We start from the raw sequence: 19364 nt of genomic DNA on the forward strand, positions 1-19364 counted from the left end.
CTCGGGGGCCGCGACAGCCCCGGTCTGTCAGCCTTCGGCCTCGAGGCGGGCGATCTCGCCCGCCCGCGCGGCCAGAACCAGCGCCGCGGCGCGGTCCTGGTCGAGGTCCTCGATGCCAAACTCCAGCACCTCGTCGACGGCCAGGTCGGAGAGGTCCTCGGCGGTGCGCACGCCGTGCGCGGCCAGCGCGAAGGCGGTCCCGTCGTCCATGCCCTCGAGCGCGAGCAGGTCGTCGGCCGGCACGTTGTCGCCGATCTCCTCCTCCACCGCGAGCGCGTCGTTGAGCAGGGCGTCGCGGGCGCGGGCGCGCAGTTCCTCGACGATGTCCTCGTCGAAGCCTTCCACCGCCAGCAGCTCGCCGACCGGTACGTAGGCGATTTCCTCGACCGTGCTGAAGCCCTCGGACACCAGGATGCCGGCGATCTCCTCGTCGACTTCGAGCTTCTCCTGGAACAGTGCGCGCGCGGCGGCCTGCTCGGCCTCCGACTTGGCGGTGACCTGGTCCTGGGTCATCACGTTCAGCTGCCAACCCGACAGGCGGCTGGCCAGGCGCACGTTCTGGCCGCCCTTGCCGATGGCCTGGGCCAGGCGGTCCTCGGCGACGGCGAGGTCCATCGAATGCTTGTCCTCGTCGACCACGATCGACTGCACCTCGGCCGGCGCCATCGCGTTGATCACGAACTGCGCCGGGTTGTCCGACCACAGCACGATGTCGACGCGCTCGCCGTTGAGTTCGTTCGACACCGCCTGCACGCGCGAACCGCGCATGCCGATGCAGGCGCCGATGGGATCGGTGCGGGTGTCGTAGGCGACCACGGCGATCTTGGCGCGGTCGCCCGGGTCGCGGGCGCAGGCCTTGATCTCGACCAGGCCCTGGCCGACTTCCGGCACCTCGAGCTTGAACAGCTCCATCATGAACTCCGGCGCCGCGCGGCTGATGAAGAGCTGCGGGCCGCGCGGTTCGGTGCGCACGTCGTACAGATAGCCGCGGATGCGGTCGCCGGCGCGCACGACGTCGCGCGGGATCGCCTTGTCCTTGGGGATGAAGGCTTCGGCGTTGCCGCCGAGGTCGACGTAGACGTTGCCGCGCTCCACGCGCTTGACCACGCCGGTCACCAGCTCGCCGACGCGGTCCTTCCATGCGTCCACGACCTGCTGGCGCTCGGCCTCGCGCACGCGCTGCACGATCACCTGCTTGGCCGCCTGCGCCGCGATGCGGCCGAAGTCGACGTTCTCGATCTGCTCTTCGATGTAATCGCCGACCTCGACGCCCTCGGCCTCGTCGACCGCGTCCATCAGGCGGATCTGGCGATCCGGGGACTCCATGACCACGTCATCGGCGACCACTTCCCAGCGGCGGAAGGTCTCGTAGCTGCCGTCCCTGGGATCGATCTGCACGCGGGTCAGCACGTCCTGCTCGAGGTAGCGCTTCTTGGCCGCGGTGGCCAGGGCGGCCTCGAGGGCTTCGAGGATCACCGACTCGGGCACGCCCTTCTCGTTGGCGACCGCATCGACGACCAGCAACAGTTCCTTGCTCATCTTCTGGTTCACTCCGCACTGGACGGCTTCGATGCCGCCGGCTTGTTGTTGGTATTGGATTTGCTGGCCGCCCCGCGCTTGCCGGGCCGCGCATCGCGCCCCGAGGCGTCCTTGGCGGGACCGTAGCCAAGCGCCACCCAGTCCGGGACCAGGCGCGCCTTGTCGATGTTGCCGGCGGACACCGCGAGCGGCTGGCCGTCGACCTCGAAGCTGATGGTGTCGCCCTCGACCGCGCTGATCCGGCCGGTGAGGCGGCGGCGGCCGTCCTGCGGCAGCTTCAGGCCGACCTTGGCCTGCTCGCCGAGGAAGCGCTCGAAGTGCGCCGGCGTGAACAGCGGGCGGTCGACGCCGGGCGAGGAGACTTCGAGCGTGTAGTTGCCGCTGATCGGATCCTCGACGTCGAGCTGGGCCGAAACCTCGCGGCTGACCGCCTCGCAGTCCTCGATGCCCACGCCCTGCCCCTCGGCCATCGGGTCGGCGCCCGGACGGTCGATGTACAGGCGCAGCAGCGCGCCGCCCGGCGAAGGCAGGTACTCGACGCCGAGCAGCTCCAGGCCCATCGCGGACACGGTCGGCGACAGGAGCCCAGCGATGTCGGTCGACTTGTCGGCCACGATGCCTCCTCGAAAAATGAAAAAGGGCCCGATGGGGCCCCTTGTCCGATGCTGCTGGATCCGGTGCCGGCGCGCCTCGTTGCGCACCGCGCGAGCCCGACTCCCGCCATCGACAGGCCTCGGCGGAGGCTCCTCGTCGATCGCGAAAAGCTTGCAGCGGATGCCGGAGCCGGCGCCCGGGCGCCTCGTGCTGTCCTGCAGTGTCCCGCTGAGCCGCAGGATTATAGGCATCGCGCCGACCTCCCGCAAGCTGGCGCCTCGTCGCCGGCGGCATCGGGTAATCTTTGCGGCCCAGCCGCGATCCACCACAGGCCCCTCGAATGAAGCGTTCCCGCAAGACCGCCCTCCTGCTCATGGGCTCCGCGCCCCTGCTGCTGGTCGCCTGCAGCAGGCAGCCCGAGGTGCAGACCTCGGAGGGCCTGTTCACGTCCGTCGAGGCCTGCACCACCGAGACCATGCAGCCGGCCATGTGCCGCCAGGCCTTCGACGCGGCGCAGGCACAGGCCGATGCCGTCGCTCCGCGATATGCGTCGCTCGCGGAGTGCGAGGCCGAGTTCGGCGAGGGCCAGTGCGCGACGCGGCAACAGGCCGGGGGGAGCTTCGTCGGCCCGCTGATGGCCGGCTTCGTGCTGTCGCAGATGATGAATGCCCGCGGCGGCGCGATGGCGCCCGCGGCGGGCGCAGGCCCCGCCGCGGCCACCGCCACGGCCGGCAATGCCCGTGCCACGCCCGCCTTCCTGTCCAACCAGTCCGGCTGGCTGCGCCCCCAGGCCGGACCCGGCGGCGCGACCTCGCTGGCCCGCACCAGCCTCCAGCCTGACCGCGCGCCCACCGTCAGTCGCGGCGGCTTCGGCCGCTCCGGGGCGGGCCGCAGCGCCGGCGGCTGATGCGCCGGGTCGCGATCGAGGAGCGCCCCGACTGGCGCCAGCGGGCCGCCGACTGCGGCTTCGCATTCCACACCATCGACGGCGAACGCTACTGGGACGAACGTGCCTACTACGCCTTCGAGCTGCGCCAGGTCGAGGACGACATCGAGGATCCGACCGCCGAGCTCCATGCGATGGCGATGGACCTCGCCGACGAGGCTGCCGGCAGCCAGGAACTCATGGAGCGGCTGGCGATCCCCGGCACCGCCCGCGACCAGGTGGCCGAAAGCTGGCGACGCCGCGACCCGCACCTCTACGGCCGCATCGACCTCGCCTACGACGGGCGCGGGCCCGCGAAACTCTACGAGTACAACTACGACACGCCGACGTCGCTGTTCGAGGCCGCCTTCTTCCAGTGGGACTGGCTGGAGCGGCAGCGCGAGGCCGGCGCCCTGCCCCGCGAGGCGGACCAGTTCAATTCCATCCACGAAGCCCTGGTGGCCCGCTTCGTGGAGATCGCCGGCCAGCTGCCGGCGCCGCTGTACTTCGCGGCCTCCGCCGGCAGCGCCGAGGACCAGGGCACGGTCGACTACCTGCGCGATTGCGCAGCGCAGGCCGGCATCGAATCCGGCAGCGTCGCGCTGGAGGAGATCGGCCTGTCGAGCGACGGCCGCTTCACTGCCGCCGACGACCTGGTGATCGCGAGCCTGTTCAAGCTCTACCCGCTCGAGGACCTGTTCGCGGACGAGTTCGCGTCCGCCCTTCCGGGCTCGGGACTGCGCCTGCTCGAGCCGCCGTGGAAGCTGCTGCTCAGCAACAAGGGCGTGCTGCCCCTGCTGTGGGAACGCCACCGCGGGCATCCCAACCTGCTGCCGGCCGAGTTCGACGCGGGCGGCGAGCTGCCGGCGGGCTGGGTCCGCAAGCCGCTGTTCTCGCGCGAAGGCGCGAACATCGAAATGCACCTGTCCGACGGTGCGCGGCTGGAGCAGCCGGGACCCTATGCAGGCCCGGCGATCCGCCAGGCACTCCACCTGCTGCCCGCGTTCGAAGGCGCATGGCCGCTGGTCGGCAGCTGGGTGGTGGGCGACAGGGCCTGCGGCATGGGCATCCGCGAGGACGACTCGCCGATCACCCGCGACAGCGCCCGCTTCGTGCCCCACGCGATCGTCGGCGACGGCCGCAGGCGCATGGTGCTGGAAGCCTGAGGGAGGGGCCTCCGATCCAACGACGGCGCAAAGAAGAACGGCGCCCCTGTTTCCAGGGACGCCGTTCGGACTGCTGCAGAAAACATGGTAGCGGGGGCAGGATTTGAACCTGCGACCTTCGGGTTATGAGCCCGACGAGCTGCCAGACTGCTCCACCCCGCAGCAGAAGAACATTATGCAGGAAGTCCTGCTTTTCCGCAAGCTTCCGTGCGTCATTTCAACGCGGAAGCATGCGGATTCACCGATCAGGCGAACGCCGCCTGGCACCAGGCCATGATCGGGCTCCATGCGAAGCCCAGCACCAGCAGCGCCAGCGCGTTGACCGCGAACAGCGCCTTCAGCGGCATGCTGTCCCGCGCTTCGATCGCCTGGCCCTCAGGCTCGTCGAAGTACATCACCTTGATCACGCGCAGGTAGTAGAACGCACCGATCACGGCGAACACGATGCCCAGGATCGCGAGCCACAGCATCTCGCCCTCGATCGCCGCGCGCAGCACCACCAGCTTGGCCCAGAAGCCGAGGAAGGGCGGCACGCCGGCCAGCGAGGCCATGATCACCAGCACCATCGCCGCCATCCACGGACTGCGGGCGTTGAGACCCTTGAAGTCGGCGATGCGGTCGGCCTCGAAGCCGTTGCGCGCGAGCACCACGATGGCGCCGAAGGCGGCCGCCGACATGATCGCGTAGCTGATCGCGTAGAACATCGCCGCGGCATAGCCCTCGGGACCGCCGCCGGCCAGGCCGAGCAGCAGGAAGCCGACGTGCGACACCGTCGAGTACGCCAGCATGCGCTTCAGGTTCGACTGCGCGATGGCGAAGATGTTGCCCACCGCCAGCGACAGCGCCGCCAGCAGCGCGACCATCAGCTGCCACTGGTCCTGCAGCGGACCGACGCCGGATTCCAGCAGGCGGTACGCCATGCCGAACACCGCCAGCTTCGGCGCCGAGCCGATGAACAGCGACATCGGGGTCGGGGCTCCGTGGTAGGCGTCGGGCAGCCACATGTGGAAGGGCGCGGCGCCGAACTTGAAGCACACGCCGACCACCAGGAACACGGTGCCGGTCAGCAACAGGGTGCGGGTGCCGCCGTCGACGGTGGCCGCGGCGCCGGAGATCGTCGCGAGGTCGAGGCTGCCGGTGGCGCCGTAGACCAGCGACATGCCGAACAGCAGCAGGCCGGAAGCGAGCGAACCGAGCACGAAGTACTTCATCGCCGCTTCCGAGCCCACCGGGTTGTCGCGGTCGATCGCCACCAGCGCGTACTGGCAGAGCGCCAGCAGCTCGAGGCCGACGTAGACCGTGGCCAGGTTCGGCGCCGAGACCAGCAGCATCATGCCGACGGTCGCGAACAGCATCAGCACCGGCAGCTCGCCCTTGTACAGGCCGCGCTCCTGCATGAAGTGCCATGCGTAGCCGAGCGACATCGCGGTCACCACCAGGATGAAGACCTTGAGCACGTCGGCGGCGGTATCGCGCACGAACATGTCGGCCAGGACCATGCCCTGCCCGCCCACGCCGGCGACGATCATAGCGGCCGCGCCCAGCAGGACCGCGATCGCGAGCGAATGGGTCACCACGCGGCGGCGCTCGCCGATGAACAGGTCCAGCATCAGCAGCGCGAACGCGCCGATCACCACCACGAGCTCGGGCGCCAGCGGCGCGATGTCGGCCAGCGTCCGGACGGGAGGGGTCATAGCTCCAGGCATCATCGCGTCACGTTCCTCAAAGCTTGCTGTTGGCGAGCACGCCCGCCAGCTGCGCGATGGACGGTTCCATCAGGTCGGTCAGGGGCTTGGGCCAGATGCCGATGAGCAGGACGCCCGCGGCGAACACGCCCAGCACCAGGGCCTCGCGGCCATTGATGTCCTTCATGGCGGCGACATGCGCGTTGCCGACCTCGCCGTACATCACCCGCTTCACCAGCCACAGGGTGTAGCCCGCGCCCAGGATCAGGGTGATCGCGGCCACGAAGGCGATCAGCGGATGGCTCTGGAACGCGGCGACGATGACCATGAACTCGCCCACGAAGCCCGACGTGCCCGGCAGGCCGGAGTTCGCGAAGGCGAACAGCACGTAGAAGGCGGCGAACCAGGGCATCACGTTGGCCACGCCGCCGTAGTCGCGGATCATGCGCGTGTGCATGCGGTCGTAGAGCACGCCGACGCAGGTGAACATCGCGCCGGAGATGAAGCCGTGCGAGATCATCTGCACCATCGCGCCCTGCAGGCCCAGGCGCGCGGCCTCGGGATTGCCGGTATCGCGCACCAGCGCGAAGGCGATGAAGGTGCCGAGCGTCACGAAGCCCATGTGCGAGACCGACGAGTACGCGATCAGCTTCTTCATGTCCTGCTGGACCAGCGCCACCAGGCCGACGTAGACCACCGCCACCAGCGACAGCGCGATCAGCAGCCAGGCCCACTCGTGGCCGGCATCGGGCGTGATCGGCAGGCTGAAGCGCAGGAAGCCGTAGCCGCCGATCTTCAGCATGATCGCCGCCAGGATCACCGAGCCGCCGGTCGGCGCCTCGACGTGCGCGTCGGGGAGCCAGGTGTGCACCGGGAACATCGGCACCTTGACCGCGAACGCCGCCAGGAAGGCGAAGAACAGCCACATCTGCTCGGTGGCCGTGAGCGGCAGCGCGTACAGGTCGGGAAGCTGCCAGCTGCCGCCCTTGAGGTACAGGTACACCAGGCCGACCAGCATGAACACCGAGCCGAGGAAGGTGTACAGGAAGAACTTGATCGACGCGTACACGCGGCGCGGACCGCCCCAGACGCCGATGATGATGAACATCGGGATCAGCATGGCCTCGAAGAACACGTAGAACAGCATCGCGTCCACGGCCGAGAACACGCCGATCATCAGGCCCTCGAGGATCAGCATCGAGGCGTAGTACTGGCTCACGCGCTTGTCGATCGAGCTCCAGGCGCCGATCAGCACCAGAACGGTGACCAGGGTGGTGAGCAGGACCAGCGCCACCGAGATGCCGTCGGCACCCAGGTGGTACTGGATGTCGTAGGCCGGGATCCACTCCCGGGCCTCGACGAACTGCATCGTGGCCGCGGCCGCCGAAGCGTCGTAGCCGGTGAACAGCGGGACGCTGATGGCGAAGACCACCAGCGCGATCGCCAGCGACAGCCAGCGCGCGGCGCCGGCACGGTTGCCGAGCGCGAGCACCATCGCGCCACCGAGGATCGGCAGCCAGATGAGGATGCTGAGGAGAGGCCAGTTCGACACGTATCGTCTTCCGTCAGGTCCAGAGGTAGATCAGCACGGCCAGGAGCAGGATCAGGCCGACGATCATCGCGAATGCATAGTCATACAGGCGGCCCGACTGCAGCCGGCGCACGACGCCGGACACCAGGCCGACAAGGCGCGCCGTGCCGTTGACGAACACGCCGTCGATCAGGCGGTTGTCGGCGACGCTGGACGCCTTGCCCAGCTGCAGGCTGCCGCCCGCCAGGCCGCCGATCCAGAAGTCGTCGGCCCAGTACTTCTTTTCCAGCACCTTGACCGGCAGCGCGAACACGCTGCGTGCCCTGGCCGCCAGCTCCGGACGCCACCAGTACATGACCGTCGCCAGCGCGAAGCCGGCGAAGGTCAGCCAGAACGCGGGCGTGATGAAACCGTGCAGCGCGAAGGCGACCGGGCCGTGCCACAGCTCGCGGGCGACATGCGCCAGGGTGTCGTTCTCCGGCAGCAGGTCGATGGCGCCGGTGAAGAACGGCATCACCTGTTCCTTGCCGCTCCAGTCGGTCCCGAACAGCATCGGGCCGGCGGTGAGGAAGCCGATCGCGATCGACGGGATCGCCAGCAGCACCAGCGGCAGGGTCACCACCCACGGCGACTCGTGCGGCTCGTGCGCCCCGTGGCCGTGGTCGTCATGGCCGTGGCCATGGTCGTCGGCGTGGGCCTCGCGGAAGCGCTCCTTGCCGAAGAAGGTCAGGTACAGCAGGCGGAAGCTGTAGAACGAGGTCACGAAGGCGCCCAGCAGCACCGCCCAGTAGCCGTAGGTGCCGACCCAGCCCATGCCTTCGGCGCCGGACTTCGCCGCCTCGATGATGGTGTCCTTCGAATAGAAGCCGCTGAAGAACGGAGTGGCGACCAGGGCCAGGGTGCCGATCACCATCGTCCAGAAGGTGATCGGCATGTACTTGCGCAGGCCGCCCATCCGGCGCATGTCCTGCTCATGGTGCATGGCGATGATCACCGAGCCCGCGCCGAGGAACAGCAGCGCCTTGAAGAAGGCGTGGGTCATCAGGTGGAACACCGCCGCCGAGTAGGCCGAGACGCCCAGCGCAACGGTCATGTAGCCCAGCTGCGACAGCGTGGAGTACGCGACCACGCGCTTGATGTCGTTCTGCACGATGCCGATCAGGCCGGTGAAGAAGGCCGTGGTGGCGCCGATGAACAGCACGAACTGCAGCGCGACCGTGCTCAGCTCGTACAGCGGCGACATGCGCGCCACCATGAAGATGCCGGCGGTGACCATGGTCGCGGCGTGGATCAGCGCCGAGATCGGGGTCGGGCCCTCCATCGAGTCCGGCAGCCAGACGTGCAGCGGCACCTGCGCCGACTTGCCCATGGCACCGATGAACAGCAGGATGCAGATCAGCGTGGCGACCGACCAGGCGTGGCCCTCGAAGACCTCGACCACCTGCCCGCCGCCGATCGTCGGGCCGGCGTTGGCGAACACGGTCGCGTAGTCCAGCGTGCCGAACCAGTAGGCCACGGCCGCGATGCCCAGCAGCATGCCGAAGTCGCCGACGCGATTGACCAGGAAGGCCTTGAGGTTCGCGAACACCGCGGTCGGGCGCTTGAACCAGAAGCCGATCAGCAGGTACGAGACCACGCCCACCGCTTCCCAGCCGAAGAACAGCTGCAGGAAGTTGTTGGCCATGACCAGGGCCAGCATCGAGAAGGTGAACAGGCTGATGTAGCTGAAGAAGCGCTGGTAGCCCGGGTCGTCGGCCATGTAGCCGATGGTGTAGATGTGCACCAGCAGCGACACGAAGGTCACCACCACCATCATCATCGCCGTCAGGCGGTCGACCATGAAGCCGATGTTGACCTCGAAGCCGGCGACCTGGAACCAGGTGTAGACGTTCTCGTTGAACGGCGCGGCGCCCTGCACCACCAGCTGCCAGAGCACGAAGCACGACAGCGCGCAGCTCACCGCCACGCCGAGGATGGTGGCCACCTGGGCACCGGTGCGGCCGACCTGGCGGCCGAACAGGCCGGCGACGATCGAGCCGAGCAGCGGCGCGAGCACGATCGCGATCAGCATCGCCTTGGAGATAACGATTTCCATGCCAGGCATTCCGTCAGCCCTTCAGCGTGTCGATTTCGGCGACGTTGATCGTGCGCCGGTTGCGGAACAGCGTGACCAGGATCGCCAGGCCGATCGCGGCCTCGGCCGCGGCCACGGTGAGGATGAAGAACACGAAGACCTGCCCCGCCGCGTCGCCGAACTCGCGCGAGAAGGCGATGAAGTTGATGTTCACCGAGAGCAGCATCAGCTCGATGCACATCAGCAGGATGATCACGTTCTTCCGGTTGAGGAAGATGCCGGCCACGCTGATGCAGAACAGCGCGGTGGCCAGCGTCAGGTAGTGGCCCAGCGCGAGGCCCTGTCCGAGGAACTCCATCACTTGCCCTCCCCGTTGGTGGCATCGGTGGCCGGCGCGTCGTCGGCGACGTGCACCGAGGCCGGCATGTCGACCATGCGCAGGCGGTCGCCGGGGCGCACGCGCACCTGCTCGCCGGGGATCTGGTGCTTGGTGCCCGGGCGGCGGCGCAGCGTCAGCGTCACCGCCGCGATCACCGCCACCGTCAGGATCACCGCGGCGACCTCGAACGGCAGCAGGAAGTCGGTGAACAGGCGACGCGCGATCCAGACGGTATTCGGAACGCCCTCGGCGGCCACCGGGTCGGGCGCGAACGGCGTCCGGACGAAGGCCATGATGCCGATCAGCGACAGCAGCTCGAGCAGCATCACCACGGCCACCACCAGGCCCACGGGCAGGTAGCGCACGTAGCCCTCGTTGAGCGGCACGAGGTCGATGTCGAGCATCATCACCACGAACAGGAACAGGACCATCACCGCGCCGACGTACACCAGGATCAGGGCGACGCCGAGGAACTCGGCACCGGCGATGATCCAGGTGCAGGCCACGCTGAAGAAGGTCAGCACCAGGAACAGCGCCGAATGCACCGGGTTGCGCGCGCCGATCACGCCGATGGCGCCGGCGACCGCGACCGCTGCGAATACGAAGAATGCGAGCTGTACGAAGTCCATGGCTTACCTGTATGCGGCGTCGGCGGCGCGGCGCTCGGCGATCTCCGCCTCGAGGCGGTCGCCCAGCGCCAGCAGCTGCGGCTTGGTGACGATGTTTTCGCCGCGGTTCTCGAAGTGGTACTCGTGGATGTGGGTCTCGACGATCGAGTCCACCGGGCACGATTCCTCGCAGAAGCCGCAGAAGATGCACTTGAACAGGTCGATCTCGTAGCGCGTGGTGCGGCGCGTGTTGTCCTCGCGCTGCTCGGAGTCGATCGTGATCGCCAGCGCCGGGCACACCGCTTCGCACAGCTTGCAGGCGATGCAGCGCTCCTCGCCGTTCGGATACCGGCGCAGCGCGTGCAGCCCGCGGAACCGCGGCGACTGCGGGATCTTCTCCATCGGGTACATCATCGTGTACTTCGGGCGCCACAGGTACTTGAAGGTCAGCGCCATGCCGCGAAGCATCTCGATCAGCAGCAGGCTGCGCGCCCAGGAAACGAACTTGCCCATCACGCACCTGCCTCGAACACGCCGAAGTACGCCATCAATGCCGTCACCGCGATCCAGCCGATGGCCAGCGGGATGAAGACCTTCCAGCCCAGCCGCATGATCTGGTCGTAGCGGTAGCGCGGGAAGGAGGCGCGGAACCAGATGAAGCAGCTGGCGAAGAAGAACATCTTCGCGAACAGCCACCACCAGCCGTCACCCAGCACCACCGACAGCACCGGGATGTCCGGGATCCAGGCCGCCGGGATCGGCGACAGCCAGCCACCCAGGAAGAAGACCGCGGTGAGGATGCTCACCAGCAGCATGTTGGCGTACTCGGCCAGGAAGAACAGCGCGAACACCGCACCCGAGTACTCGACCATGTGGCCGGCCACGATCTCGCTCTCGCCTTCGACCACGTCGAACGGCGCGCGGTTGGTCTCGGCCACGCCCGACACGAAGTAGATGACGAACAGCGGCAGCAGCGGTACCCAGAACCACTCGAGGAAGCCGCCGTCGCCGGCCTGCGCCATCACGATCTCGCTGAGGTTCAGGCTGCCGGCGGCGACCATCACGCCGACCAGGGCGAAGCCCATCGCGATCTCGTAGCTCACCACCTGGGCCGCCGAGCGCATGGCGCCGAGGAAGGCGTACTTCGAGTTCGAGGCCCAGCCGGCGAGGATCACGCCGTAGACGCCGAGCGAGGTCATCGCCAGCAGGTACAGCAGGCCGGCGTTGGCGTTCGACAGCACCAGCTGCGTGTCGAAGGGCACCACCGCCCAGGCCGCGAAGGCCGGGGCCAGCGTGATCAGCGGCGCGAGGATGTACAGCACCTTGTGCGCGGCACTGGGACGGATGACTTCCTTGAACAGCAGCTTGAAGACGTCCGCGAAGGCCTGCAGCACGCCGAAGCCGACGTACATCGGGCCGTGGCGCACGTGCATCCAGCCGATGAGCTTGCGCTCCCAGACCACGTAGAAGGCCACGGCGATGATCACCGGCATGGTGATCGCCAGGATCAGCAGCACCAGCCAGATCACGGTGCCGACGGGACCCAGCGAGTCCAGCCAGGCGCGGAAGGGTTCGAGCCAGCCGAGCAGCAGGGTGGCGGTGTTGTTGGTCGTCGTGCTCATGCGGCCTCCACCCGCACCGCGCCGGCGCCCAGCGCCGCGGTGGCGCCGTAGCCGGATTCGATCAGGGCCGTGCCGCGGGCGACGCCGCTGCTGGTCGCGACCGGGAGCGTCGCGGTGCCGGCTCCGTTGGCCACGCGGGCCATCGCGCCGTCACGCAGTGCCGCCGCGGACGCATCGTCGGGATTGAGGGTGATGCGCGCACCCACGGTCAGCGGGTGCGCCTGCAGCGCCGCGGCACGGCGGGTCACGCCGTCGACGCGGTAGATCGCCTGCGCAACCGCCAGTTCCAGACCGCCCTCGCCCGCCACCGGGGCCGCGCCGCGCGCGACCTCGACCTGGCGCGGCACCACCAGCGCACGCGCGCCGGCGAAGTCGGTGAAATCGAAGCCATCGACGCCAAGCAGGCCGCCCAGTGCACGCAGGGCCTTCCAGCCCGGACGCGCCTCGCCCGGCAGCTTGCCGCCGGCAACGGCGCGCTGCTCGCGGCCGTCGAGGTTGGTCAGGCTGGCGTCGAGCTCGGGCAGCAGGCCGATCGGCAGGATCACGTCGGCGACGCGGCGGGTGGACTGGCAGGCGAAGTGGCTGAAGGCCACGACCTGCGCGCCGCCCAGGGCCTGCATCGCCTTCGCCTGGTCGGCGAAGTCGAGGCCCGGTTCGATGCCGTAGATCACATAGCCCGCGCGCGGCTGGGCCAGCATGGCGCCGGCGTCGCGCGAAGCGGGCAGCACGCCGTGGCGCGCCAGGCCGACCGCGTTGGCGCCCTGCGGAACCCGGCACAGCGCGGCGTTGGCACGGCCGGCGAAAGCGGCGGCGGCGGCGCGGATGGCCGCGGCGTGGATGCCGCACTCGGCCACCGCGCCCACGATCACCACCGCGCGCGCGGCGCCCTGCAGCGCTTCGGCCAGCTCCGCGGAACCGAGCGCGTCGGCGATCTTCGATGGCGCGACGATCGCCTTGTGGCTCACGTCGAAGGTGAACTCGAAGTCCACCGGATTGACCACGTGCACCCTGGCACCGGCGCGCCAGGCCTTGCGCACGCGCTGGTGCACCAGCGGCAGCTCGTGGCGCAGGTTGCTGCCGACGATGACGATGGCGTCGGCCTTCTCGATGTCCTCGACCGGCATGCCGAAGGCCTCGGCGACGGCGCCGTCGGAGAGGTCGTGCTGGGCGATGCGGTGGTCGAGGTTGCCGGTGCCCAGGCCCTGCGCCAGACGGGCCAGCAGCGCGCCCTCCTCGTTCGAGGTCGCCGGGTGCACCAGGATGCCGAGGTCGTCGGCGGCGTTGTCGCGCAGGATCTGCGCGGCCTTCGCCAGCGCCTCGTCCCAGCTGGCCTCGCGCCAGTCGCCGTCGTCGCCGTTCGAGGCGACGCGGATCATCGGCCGGGTGGCGCGATCGTCGGCGTACATGCCCTGGTGCGAATAGCGGTCGCGGTCGGACAGCCAGCACTCGTTGACCGCCTCGTTGTCGCGCGGCACGGTGCGCATCACCTCGCCACGGCGGGCGTGCAGGAACAGGTTGCTGCCCAGCGCGTCGTGGTAGCCCAGCGACTCCTTCGCGATCAGCTCCCAGGGGCGCGCGCGGAAGCGGAACACCTTGTTGGTCAGCGCGCCCACCGGGCAGACGTCGATGACGTTGCCGGAGAGCTCGGTAGTCAGCGGCTTGCCGTCGTAGGTGCCGATCTCGAGGCGCTCGCCGCGCTTCATGCCGCCGAGCTCGTAGGTGCCGGCGATCTCGGCGGTGACCCGGACACAGCGCGTGCAGTGGATGCAGCGCGTCATCTCGGTGGCCACCAGCGGGCCGAGGTCCTCGTCGGCGACCGTGCGCTTGCGCTCGGCGAAGCGGCTGACCGAGCGGCCATAGCCCAGCGACAGGTCCTGCAGCTCGCACTCGCCGCCCTGGTCGCAGACCGGGCAGTCGAGCGGATGGTTGATCAGCAGGAACTCCATGACGTTGCGCTGCGACTTCAGCGCCTTCTCGCTGCGCGTCTGCACGCGCATGCCGTCCATCACCGGGGTGGCGCAGGCCGGGGCCGGCTTGCCCATCTTCTCGATGTCGACCAGGCACATGCGGCAGTTGGCCGCGATGGCGAGCTTGTCGTGGTAGCAGAAACGCGGGATCGGGATGCCGGCCTTGTCGGCGGCCTGGATGATCATCGAGCCCTTGGGCGCGGCCATCTCGACACCGTCGATGAAGACGGTGACGTGGTCGGGCGGCAGGTTCGGGTTCACGGGCTGGGCGCTCATGCCGCGGCCTCCGTGCGGGCGTCGACGATCGAGCGGCCGTGCTCGATGTAGTACTCGAATTCGTGCCAGAAGTGGCGCAGGAAGCCCTGTACCGGCCACGCGGCGGCCTCGCCGAACGCGCAGATGGTGTGGCCTTCGATCTGGCCGGCGGAGGCGCGAAGCATCTCCACGTCCTCCATGGTGGCCTTGCCTTCGACGATGCGGGTCAGCATGCGGTGCATCCAGCCGGTGCCTTCGCGGCACGGGGTGCACTGGCCGCAGGACTCCTGCCAGTAGAAGCGCGAGATGCGCTGGCAGGCGCGCACCATGCAGGTGCTGTCGTCCATCACGATGACCGCGCCGGAGCCGAGGCCGGAGCCGGCCTTCTGCAGCGCGTCGTAGTCCATCGTGAGGCCCATGATGGTGTCGCCCGGCAGTACCGGCATCGACGAACCGCCCGGGATCACGCCCTTGAGCGTGCGCCCCGGGCGCAGGCCGCCGGCCATCTCCAGCAGTTCGGAGAACGGCGTGCCGAGGCGGATCTCGTAGTTGCCCGGCTTCTGCACGTGGCCCGAGACCGAGAAGATCTTGCAGCCGCCGTTGTTGGGCTTGCCGAGGTTCTGGAACCACTCCGGGCCGTTGCGCAGGATCGCCGGAACCGAGGCATAGGTCTCGGTGTTGTTGATCGTGGTCGGCTTGCCAAACAGGCCGAAGTTGGCCGGGAACGGCGGCTTGTAGCGCGGCTGGCCCTTCTTGCCTTCCAGCGATTCCATCAGCGCGGTCTCTTCGCCGCAGATGTAGGCGCCCGCGCCCAGCGCGTTGTGGATGTCGATGTCCACACCGCTGCCGAGAATGTTCTTGCCCAGCCAGCCGTGCGCGTAGGCCTCCGCCAGCGCCTCTTCGATGTGCTCGAAGGGCTCGTGGTGGAACTCGCCGCGCATGTAGTTGTAGGCCACGGTCGAACCGGTGGCATAGCAGGCGATCGCCAGGCCCTCGAGCACCGCGTGCGGGTTGTAGCGCAGGATGTCGCGGTCCTTGCAGGTGCCGGGCTCCGACTCGTCGGAGTTGCAGAGGATGTATTTCTGCATGTCGCCCTTGGGCATGAAGCTCCACTTCAGGCCGGTCGGGAAGCCTGCGCCGCCGCGGCCTCGCAGGCCCGACTGCTTGACCATCTCGACGATGTCGGCCGGCGGGATCTTCTCGGTCAGCACCTTGCGCAGCGCCTGGTAGCCGCCGGTCTTGAGGTAGTTCTCGTACGACCACGGCTTGTCGTAGTGCAGCGTGGTGTAGACCGCCTGGTGCTCCTTCGGCGCGGGGCCGACGGGGCCGTAGCCTTCGGAGACGTGGGTGTGGGTGTGCGCCATGCCTTCGCCGAGCCTCACTTCAGTCCGTCGAGCAGCTCGTCCACCTTCGCGGCGTCGAGCTTCTCGTGGTAATGGCCGTTGATCACGACCACCGGGGCGCCGCAGCACGCGGCCACGCACTCTTCCTCGCGCTTGAGGTAGACGCGGCCGTCGGCGGTCGACTCGCCCAGCTTGCAGCCCAGCTTCTTCTCGGCGTGCGCGACCAGGTCCTCGGCGCCGTTGAGCCAGCAGCTGATGTTGGTGCAGAAGGCGACGTTGTTGCGGCCGACCTCGCGGGTCTCGAACATCGAGTAGAAGGTCGCGACCTCGTAGGCCCAGACCGGCGGGATGCCGAGGTACTTCGCCACCGCGGCGATCAGCTCGTCGGTCAGGTAGCCGCCGTTCTGCTGCTGGGTCGCGAACAGGCCCTGGATCACGGCCGAGCGCTTGCGGTCGGGCGGGAACTTGGCCACCCAGTGGTCGATGTGCGCGCGCGTATCGTCGCTGAGCACCGCCAGCGGATCCACGTTGCGCGCGCTCTCGAAGTTGCCGGTCGCTTTCATCGGTCCACTTCTCCGAAGACGAGGTCATAGGTGCCGACCATCGCCACGACGTCGGACAGCATGTGCCCCTTCACCACCGTGTCCATCGAAGACAGGTGCGCGAACCCGGGGGCGCGCAGGTGCACGCGGAAGGGCTTGTTGGCGCCATCCGAGACCAGGTAGCAGCCGAACTCGCCCTTGGGCGCCTCGACGGCCTGGTAGGTCTCGCCGGCGGGCACGCAATAGCCCTCGGAGAACAGCTTGAAGTGGTGGATCAGGGCTTCCATGTCGTCCTTCATCTCCTCGCGGGAGGGAGGCGCGACCTTGAAGTTGTCGACCATCACCAGGCCGGGGTTGGCACGCAGCCAGTCCACGCACTGGGCGATGATGCGGTTGGATTCGCGCATCTCGGCGACGCGCACCAGATAGCGGTCGTAGCAGTCGCCGTTGACGCCGACCGGGACCTTGAAGTCGACCTGGTCGTAGCGCGCATAAGGCTGCTTCCTTCGCAGGTCCCATTCGATGCCCGAGCCGCGCAGCATCACGCCCGACATGCCCCAGGCCATCGCCTGCTCCGGCGGGATCACGCCCACACCGACGGTGCGCTGCTTCCAGATGCGGTTCTCGGTGAGCAGGGTCTCGTACTCGTCGATGCGGCTCGGGAAGTCCTTCGTAAAGGCCTCCAGGAAGTCGAGCATCGAACCGCCGCGCCACTCGTTGAAGCGCTTGAGCTTGGCACCCTTCCGCCACGGCGACTCGCGGTACTGCGGCATGCGCTCGGGCAGGTCGCGGTAGACGCCGCCGGGACGGTAGTAGGCCGCGTGCATGCGCGCGCCGGACACCGCCTCGTAGACGTCCATGAGTTCTTCGCGCTCGCGGAACGAGTACAGCATCACCGCCATCGCGCCGAGGTCGAGGCCGTTGGAGCCGATCCACATCAGGTGGTTGAGGATCCGCGTGATCTCGTCGAACATCGTGCGGATCCACTGCGCGCGCTCCGGCGCCTCGATGCCCAGCAGGGCCTCGATCGCACGGACGTAGGCGTGTTCGTTGCACATCATCGACACGTAGTCGAGACGGTCCATGTAGCCGATCGACTGGTTGAACGGCTTGGACTCGGCCAGCTTCTCGGTGCCGCGGTGGAGCAGGCCCACGTGCGGGTCGGCGCGCTGCACGACCTCGCCGTCCATCTCCAGGATCAGGCGCAGCACGCCGTGCGCGGCCGGATGCTGGGGGCCGAAGTTCAGCGTGTAGTTGCGGATTTCCTGGCGGGCCTCGGCCGGGTTGCTGGCCAGCAGTTCGCTCGGGGGGCGGATGCTCACTTGGTGTCTCCTGCCGCGGCGCGGCCACGCACCGTGCCGACCTTGAGGTCGCGGTCCTCGCCGACCGAAGTGGCGTAGCGGGCGTCGTCGCGGATCACGCGCGGCACCAGCACGCGCGGCTCGACCGAGGTGACCGGCTCGTAGACCACGCGCTGCTTCTCCTGGTCGTAGCGCACTTCGACGTTGCCGATCAGCGGGAAGTCCTTGCGGAACGGGTGGCCGATGAAACCGTAGTCGGTCAGCAGGCGGCGCAGGTCCGGGTGGCCGGGGAACACGATGCCGAACAGGTCGAAGGCCTCGCGCTCGAACCAGTTCACGCCTTCCCAGACGCTGTGCAGCGAATCGACCACCGGCAGCGCGTCGTCCGGCGCGAAGCAGGTGACGCGCAGGCGGCGGTTGTTGCTGATCGACAGCAGCTGCACGACGACCGAGAAGCGGTTTTCGGGAAGCGGGATCTCGCCCTCGCCGTCGGGCTGGTCGAGCTGCTGGGTGAAGGACTCGCCATAGCGGAAGCGCCCCGGGCCACGGCCCTCGACGCCGCGGCTGAAGCCTTCCGACGACGTGTTGGTGTCCCACTCGTCGGTGCCGTAGCCCAGGTGATCGACGCCGCACAGGTCGGCGAGGACCTCGAAGCCGAATTCGTCGCGCAGCGCCCGGCAGGACTCGCGCCACTCGGACGCGGCCAGCACGATGCCGACCTCGCCACGCGGCAGCGTGACGTCGACGAAGGCCTGCGGGAAGCGCGCGCGCAGGCGCGCGGCGAACGCGGTCGCGGACTCAGACATTGCGCTGTCCCGTCTTCTCGTCGCCGAAGTTGCTCGACCGGCGGATCTTGCGCTGCAGCTGCAGGATGCCGTGCACCAGGGCCTCGGCCGTCGGCGGGCAGCCCGGGACGTAGACGTCGACCGGCACCACGCGGTCGCAGCCGCGCACCACCGAATAGGAATAGTGGTAGTAGCCGCCGCCGTTGGCGCAGCTGCCCATCGAGATCACCCACTTGGGGTTGGGCATCTGGTCGTACACGCGGCGCAGCGCGGGCGCCATCTTGTTGCACAGCGTGCCGGCCACGATCATCACGTCGGACTGGCGCGGCGAAGGACGGAACACGACGCCGTAGCGGTCGAGGTCCATGCGCGCGGCACCGGCATGCATCATCTCCACCGCGCAGCAGGCGAGGCCGAAGGTCACCGGCCACATCGAACCGGTGCGCGCCCAGTTGAGCAGGATGTCCGAACTCGTGGTGACGAAGCCCTGCTCCAGCACCGGGTTCTCGCCTTCGGGGCGCAGGATGTCGTCGACGCGTCCTTCGGACAGCGGATTGCTCGCGGCATCCGCAAGGCTGCGAGCCGCCTGGATCACTCCCATTCGAGCGCCCCCTTCTTCCACACGTAGATGAAACCGATCAGCAGCATGCCGACGAAGATGCCCATCTCGATCAGGCCGAGCACGCCGAGTTCGCGGAACACGGTGGCCCAGGGCACGATGAAGATGATTTCCAGGTCGAAGACGATGAACTGGATGGCGATGAGGTAGTAGCGGATGTCGAACTGCATCCGCGAGTCCTCGAACGCGGGGAAGCCGCACTCGAAGGCCGTGTACTTGTCGGCGAACTGGAACTTGGGACCGAGCGCATTGCCGATCAGGACCAGGGCGACGCCGATTCCGGTGGCGACAAGAAGAAACAGCAGGGTCGGCAGGTATTCGGCCAGCACGGTGTTCTCTCGGCTACGGACCGTACGCGGCGGCCCTTTGCTTGCTGGTGCCGGGGGGGGGGGGCGGCGGCCGCGAGGTTGATCGCGTCGCGCGGCGTGA

The 19364-nt window shown here is 68.5% G+C and carries 18 protein-coding genes and 1 tRNA gene; 2 read left to right on the forward strand and 17 right to left on the reverse strand.

All coding sequences use genetic code 11. The annotated features are described in order from the left end of the window. Positions 1–27: 27 nt before the first annotated feature. Entirely contained in the window at positions 28–1539 is a 1512-nt protein-coding gene (gene nusA / locus H9645_RS01790; RefSeq protein ID WP_191728014.1) for a transcription termination factor NusA, read from the reverse strand. An 8-nt stretch (positions 1540–1547) separates the two neighbouring features. After that, a complete protein-coding gene (gene rimP / locus H9645_RS01795) occupies positions 1548–2153 on the reverse strand; it encodes a ribosome maturation factor RimP (protein ID WP_191728015.1) in 606 nt (201 codons plus the stop codon). Positions 2154–2473: 320 nt separating this feature from the next. Between rimP and H9645_RS01800 the strand changes: the two genes are divergently transcribed. Together H9645_RS01800 and H9645_RS01805 are read left to right on the forward strand one after the other, a co-directional pair. Next, positions 2474–3040, forward strand: a complete 567-nt coding sequence (locus H9645_RS01800; RefSeq protein WP_191728016.1) for a DUF1190 domain-containing protein — start codon at positions 2474–2476, stop codon at positions 3038–3040. Beyond that, entirely contained in the window at positions 3040–4224 is a 1185-nt protein-coding gene (locus H9645_RS01805; RefSeq protein WP_191728017.1) for a glutathionylspermidine synthase family protein, read from the forward strand. The genes H9645_RS01800 and H9645_RS01805 overlap by 1 nt, the downstream gene beginning before the upstream one ends. An 85-nt stretch (positions 4225–4309) precedes the next feature. Here H9645_RS01805 and H9645_RS01810 read toward each other — a convergent pair. From H9645_RS01810 to H9645_RS01880, 15 genes are all read right to left on the reverse strand, one after another. Beyond that, positions 4310–4386, reverse strand: a tRNA-Met gene (locus H9645_RS01810). An 83-nt stretch (positions 4387–4469) separates the two neighbouring features. Continuing rightward, positions 4470–5918 carry an NADH-quinone oxidoreductase subunit NuoN gene (gene nuoN, locus H9645_RS01815; protein WP_225217907.1) on the reverse strand — a complete coding sequence of 483 codons (1449 nt, stop codon included), beginning with the start codon at positions 5916–5918 and terminating at the stop codon, positions 4470–4472. Between the two features lie 28 nt (positions 5919–5946). Further along, the gene (locus H9645_RS01820) at positions 5947–7461 is read right to left on the reverse strand and encodes an NADH-quinone oxidoreductase subunit M (protein ID WP_191728019.1); all 1515 of its coding nucleotides are present in this window, start codon (positions 7459–7461) and stop codon (positions 5947–5949) included. 13 nt (positions 7462–7474) lie between these two features. Next, positions 7475–9535, reverse strand: a complete 2061-nt coding sequence (nuoL, locus tag H9645_RS01825) for an NADH-quinone oxidoreductase subunit L (RefSeq protein WP_191728020.1) — start codon at positions 9533–9535, stop codon at positions 7475–7477. Between the two features lie 13 nt (positions 9536–9548). Then, entirely contained in the window at positions 9549–9872 is a 324-nt protein-coding gene (nuoK, locus tag H9645_RS01830; RefSeq protein WP_189494896.1) for an NADH-quinone oxidoreductase subunit NuoK, read from the reverse strand. Further along, entirely contained in the window at positions 9872–10522 is a 651-nt protein-coding gene (locus tag H9645_RS01835) for an NADH-quinone oxidoreductase subunit J (RefSeq protein ID WP_191728021.1), read from the reverse strand. The genes nuoK and H9645_RS01835 overlap by 1 nt, the downstream gene beginning before the upstream one ends. Before the next feature lie 3 nt (positions 10523–10525). After that, positions 10526–11014, reverse strand: coding sequence for an NADH-quinone oxidoreductase subunit NuoI (gene nuoI, locus H9645_RS01840; protein ID WP_191728022.1), 489 nt, complete (start codon positions 11012–11014; stop codon positions 10526–10528). Beyond that, positions 11014–12123 (reverse strand): NADH-quinone oxidoreductase subunit NuoH, encoded by a 1110-nt coding sequence (nuoH, locus tag H9645_RS01845; protein WP_191728023.1) that lies wholly within the window; start codon positions 12121–12123, stop codon positions 11014–11016. The genes nuoI and nuoH overlap by 1 nt, the downstream gene beginning before the upstream one ends. Then, positions 12120–14366, reverse strand: coding sequence for an NADH-quinone oxidoreductase subunit NuoG (nuoG, locus tag H9645_RS01850; RefSeq protein ID WP_191728024.1), 2247 nt, complete (start codon positions 14364–14366; stop codon positions 12120–12122). Before nuoG ends, nuoH begins: the two co-directional genes overlap by 4 nt. After that, on the reverse strand, positions 14363–15709 hold the full coding sequence (nuoF, locus tag H9645_RS01855) for an NADH-quinone oxidoreductase subunit NuoF (RefSeq protein ID WP_191728025.1): 1347 nt from the start codon (positions 15707–15709) through the stop codon (positions 14363–14365). The genes nuoG and nuoF overlap by 4 nt, the downstream gene beginning before the upstream one ends. A gap of 14 nt (positions 15710–15723) precedes the next feature. Beyond that, positions 15724–16251, reverse strand: coding sequence for an NADH-quinone oxidoreductase subunit NuoE (gene nuoE / locus H9645_RS01860; protein ID WP_191728026.1), 528 nt, complete (start codon positions 16249–16251; stop codon positions 15724–15726). Then, the gene (locus tag H9645_RS01865) at positions 16248–17552 is read right to left on the reverse strand and encodes an NADH-quinone oxidoreductase subunit D (RefSeq protein ID WP_191728027.1); all 1305 of its coding nucleotides are present in this window, start codon (positions 17550–17552) and stop codon (positions 16248–16250) included. The genes nuoE and H9645_RS01865 overlap by 4 nt, the downstream gene beginning before the upstream one ends. Further along, complete coding sequence (locus H9645_RS01870; protein WP_191728028.1) at positions 17549–18337, reverse strand: NADH-quinone oxidoreductase subunit C; 789 nt, start codon at positions 18335–18337, stop codon at positions 17549–17551. Before H9645_RS01870 ends, H9645_RS01865 begins: the two co-directional genes overlap by 4 nt. Beyond that, a complete protein-coding gene (locus H9645_RS01875) occupies positions 18330–18917 on the reverse strand; it encodes a NuoB/complex I 20 kDa subunit family protein (protein ID WP_191728029.1) in 588 nt (195 codons plus the stop codon). The genes H9645_RS01870 and H9645_RS01875 overlap by 8 nt, the downstream gene beginning before the upstream one ends. Continuing rightward, complete coding sequence (locus H9645_RS01880; RefSeq protein ID WP_191728030.1) at positions 18908–19264, reverse strand: NADH-quinone oxidoreductase subunit A; 357 nt, start codon at positions 19262–19264, stop codon at positions 18908–18910. Before H9645_RS01880 ends, H9645_RS01875 begins: the two co-directional genes overlap by 10 nt. Positions 19265–19364 lie beyond the last annotated feature (100 nt).

The organism is Luteimonas colneyensis (assembly GCF_014836665.1).
In the GTDB taxonomy this organism is placed as follows: Bacteria; Pseudomonadota; Gammaproteobacteria; order Xanthomonadales; family Xanthomonadaceae; genus Luteimonas; species Luteimonas colneyensis.

Coding starts and splice junctions, on each gene's coding strand:
- nusA (WP_191728014.1), bottom strand. CDS start 1,539: ATGAGCAAGGAACTGTTGCTGGTCGTCGATGCGGTCGCCAACGAGAAG.
- H9645_RS01800 (WP_191728016.1), top strand. CDS start 2,474: ATGAAGCGTTCCCGCAAGACCGCCCTCCTGCTCATGGGCTCCGCGCCC.
- H9645_RS01805 (WP_191728017.1), top strand. CDS start 3,040: ATGCGCCGGGTCGCGATCGAGGAGCGCCCCGACTGGCGCCAGCGGGCC.
- nuoN (WP_225217907.1), bottom strand. CDS start 5,918: ATGACCCCTCCCGTCCGGACGCTGGCCGACATCGCGCCGCTGGCGCCC.
- nuoL (WP_191728020.1), bottom strand. CDS start 9,535: ATGGAAATCGTTATCTCCAAGGCGATGCTGATCGCGATCGTGCTCGCG.
- nuoK (WP_189494896.1), bottom strand. CDS start 9,872: ATGGAGTTCCTCGGACAGGGCCTCGCGCTGGGCCACTACCTGACGCTG.
- H9645_RS01835 (WP_191728021.1), bottom strand. CDS start 10,522: ATGGACTTCGTACAGCTCGCATTCTTCGTATTCGCAGCGGTCGCGGTC.
- nuoI (WP_191728022.1), bottom strand. CDS start 11,014: ATGGGCAAGTTCGTTTCCTGGGCGCGCAGCCTGCTGCTGATCGAGATG.
- nuoH (WP_191728023.1), bottom strand. CDS start 12,123: ATGAGCACGACGACCAACAACACCGCCACCCTGCTGCTCGGCTGGCTC.
- nuoG (WP_191728024.1), bottom strand. CDS start 14,366: ATGAGCGCCCAGCCCGTGAACCCGAACCTGCCGCCCGACCACGTCACC.
- nuoF (WP_191728025.1), bottom strand. CDS start 15,709: ATGGCGCACACCCACACCCACGTCTCCGAAGGCTACGGCCCCGTCGGC.
- nuoE (WP_191728026.1), bottom strand. CDS start 16,251: ATGAAAGCGACCGGCAACTTCGAGAGCGCGCGCAACGTGGATCCGCTG.
- H9645_RS01870 (WP_191728028.1), bottom strand. CDS start 18,337: ATGTCTGAGTCCGCGACCGCGTTCGCCGCGCGCCTGCGCGCGCGCTTC.
- H9645_RS01875 (WP_191728029.1), bottom strand. CDS start 18,917: ATGGGAGTGATCCAGGCGGCTCGCAGCCTTGCGGATGCCGCGAGCAAT.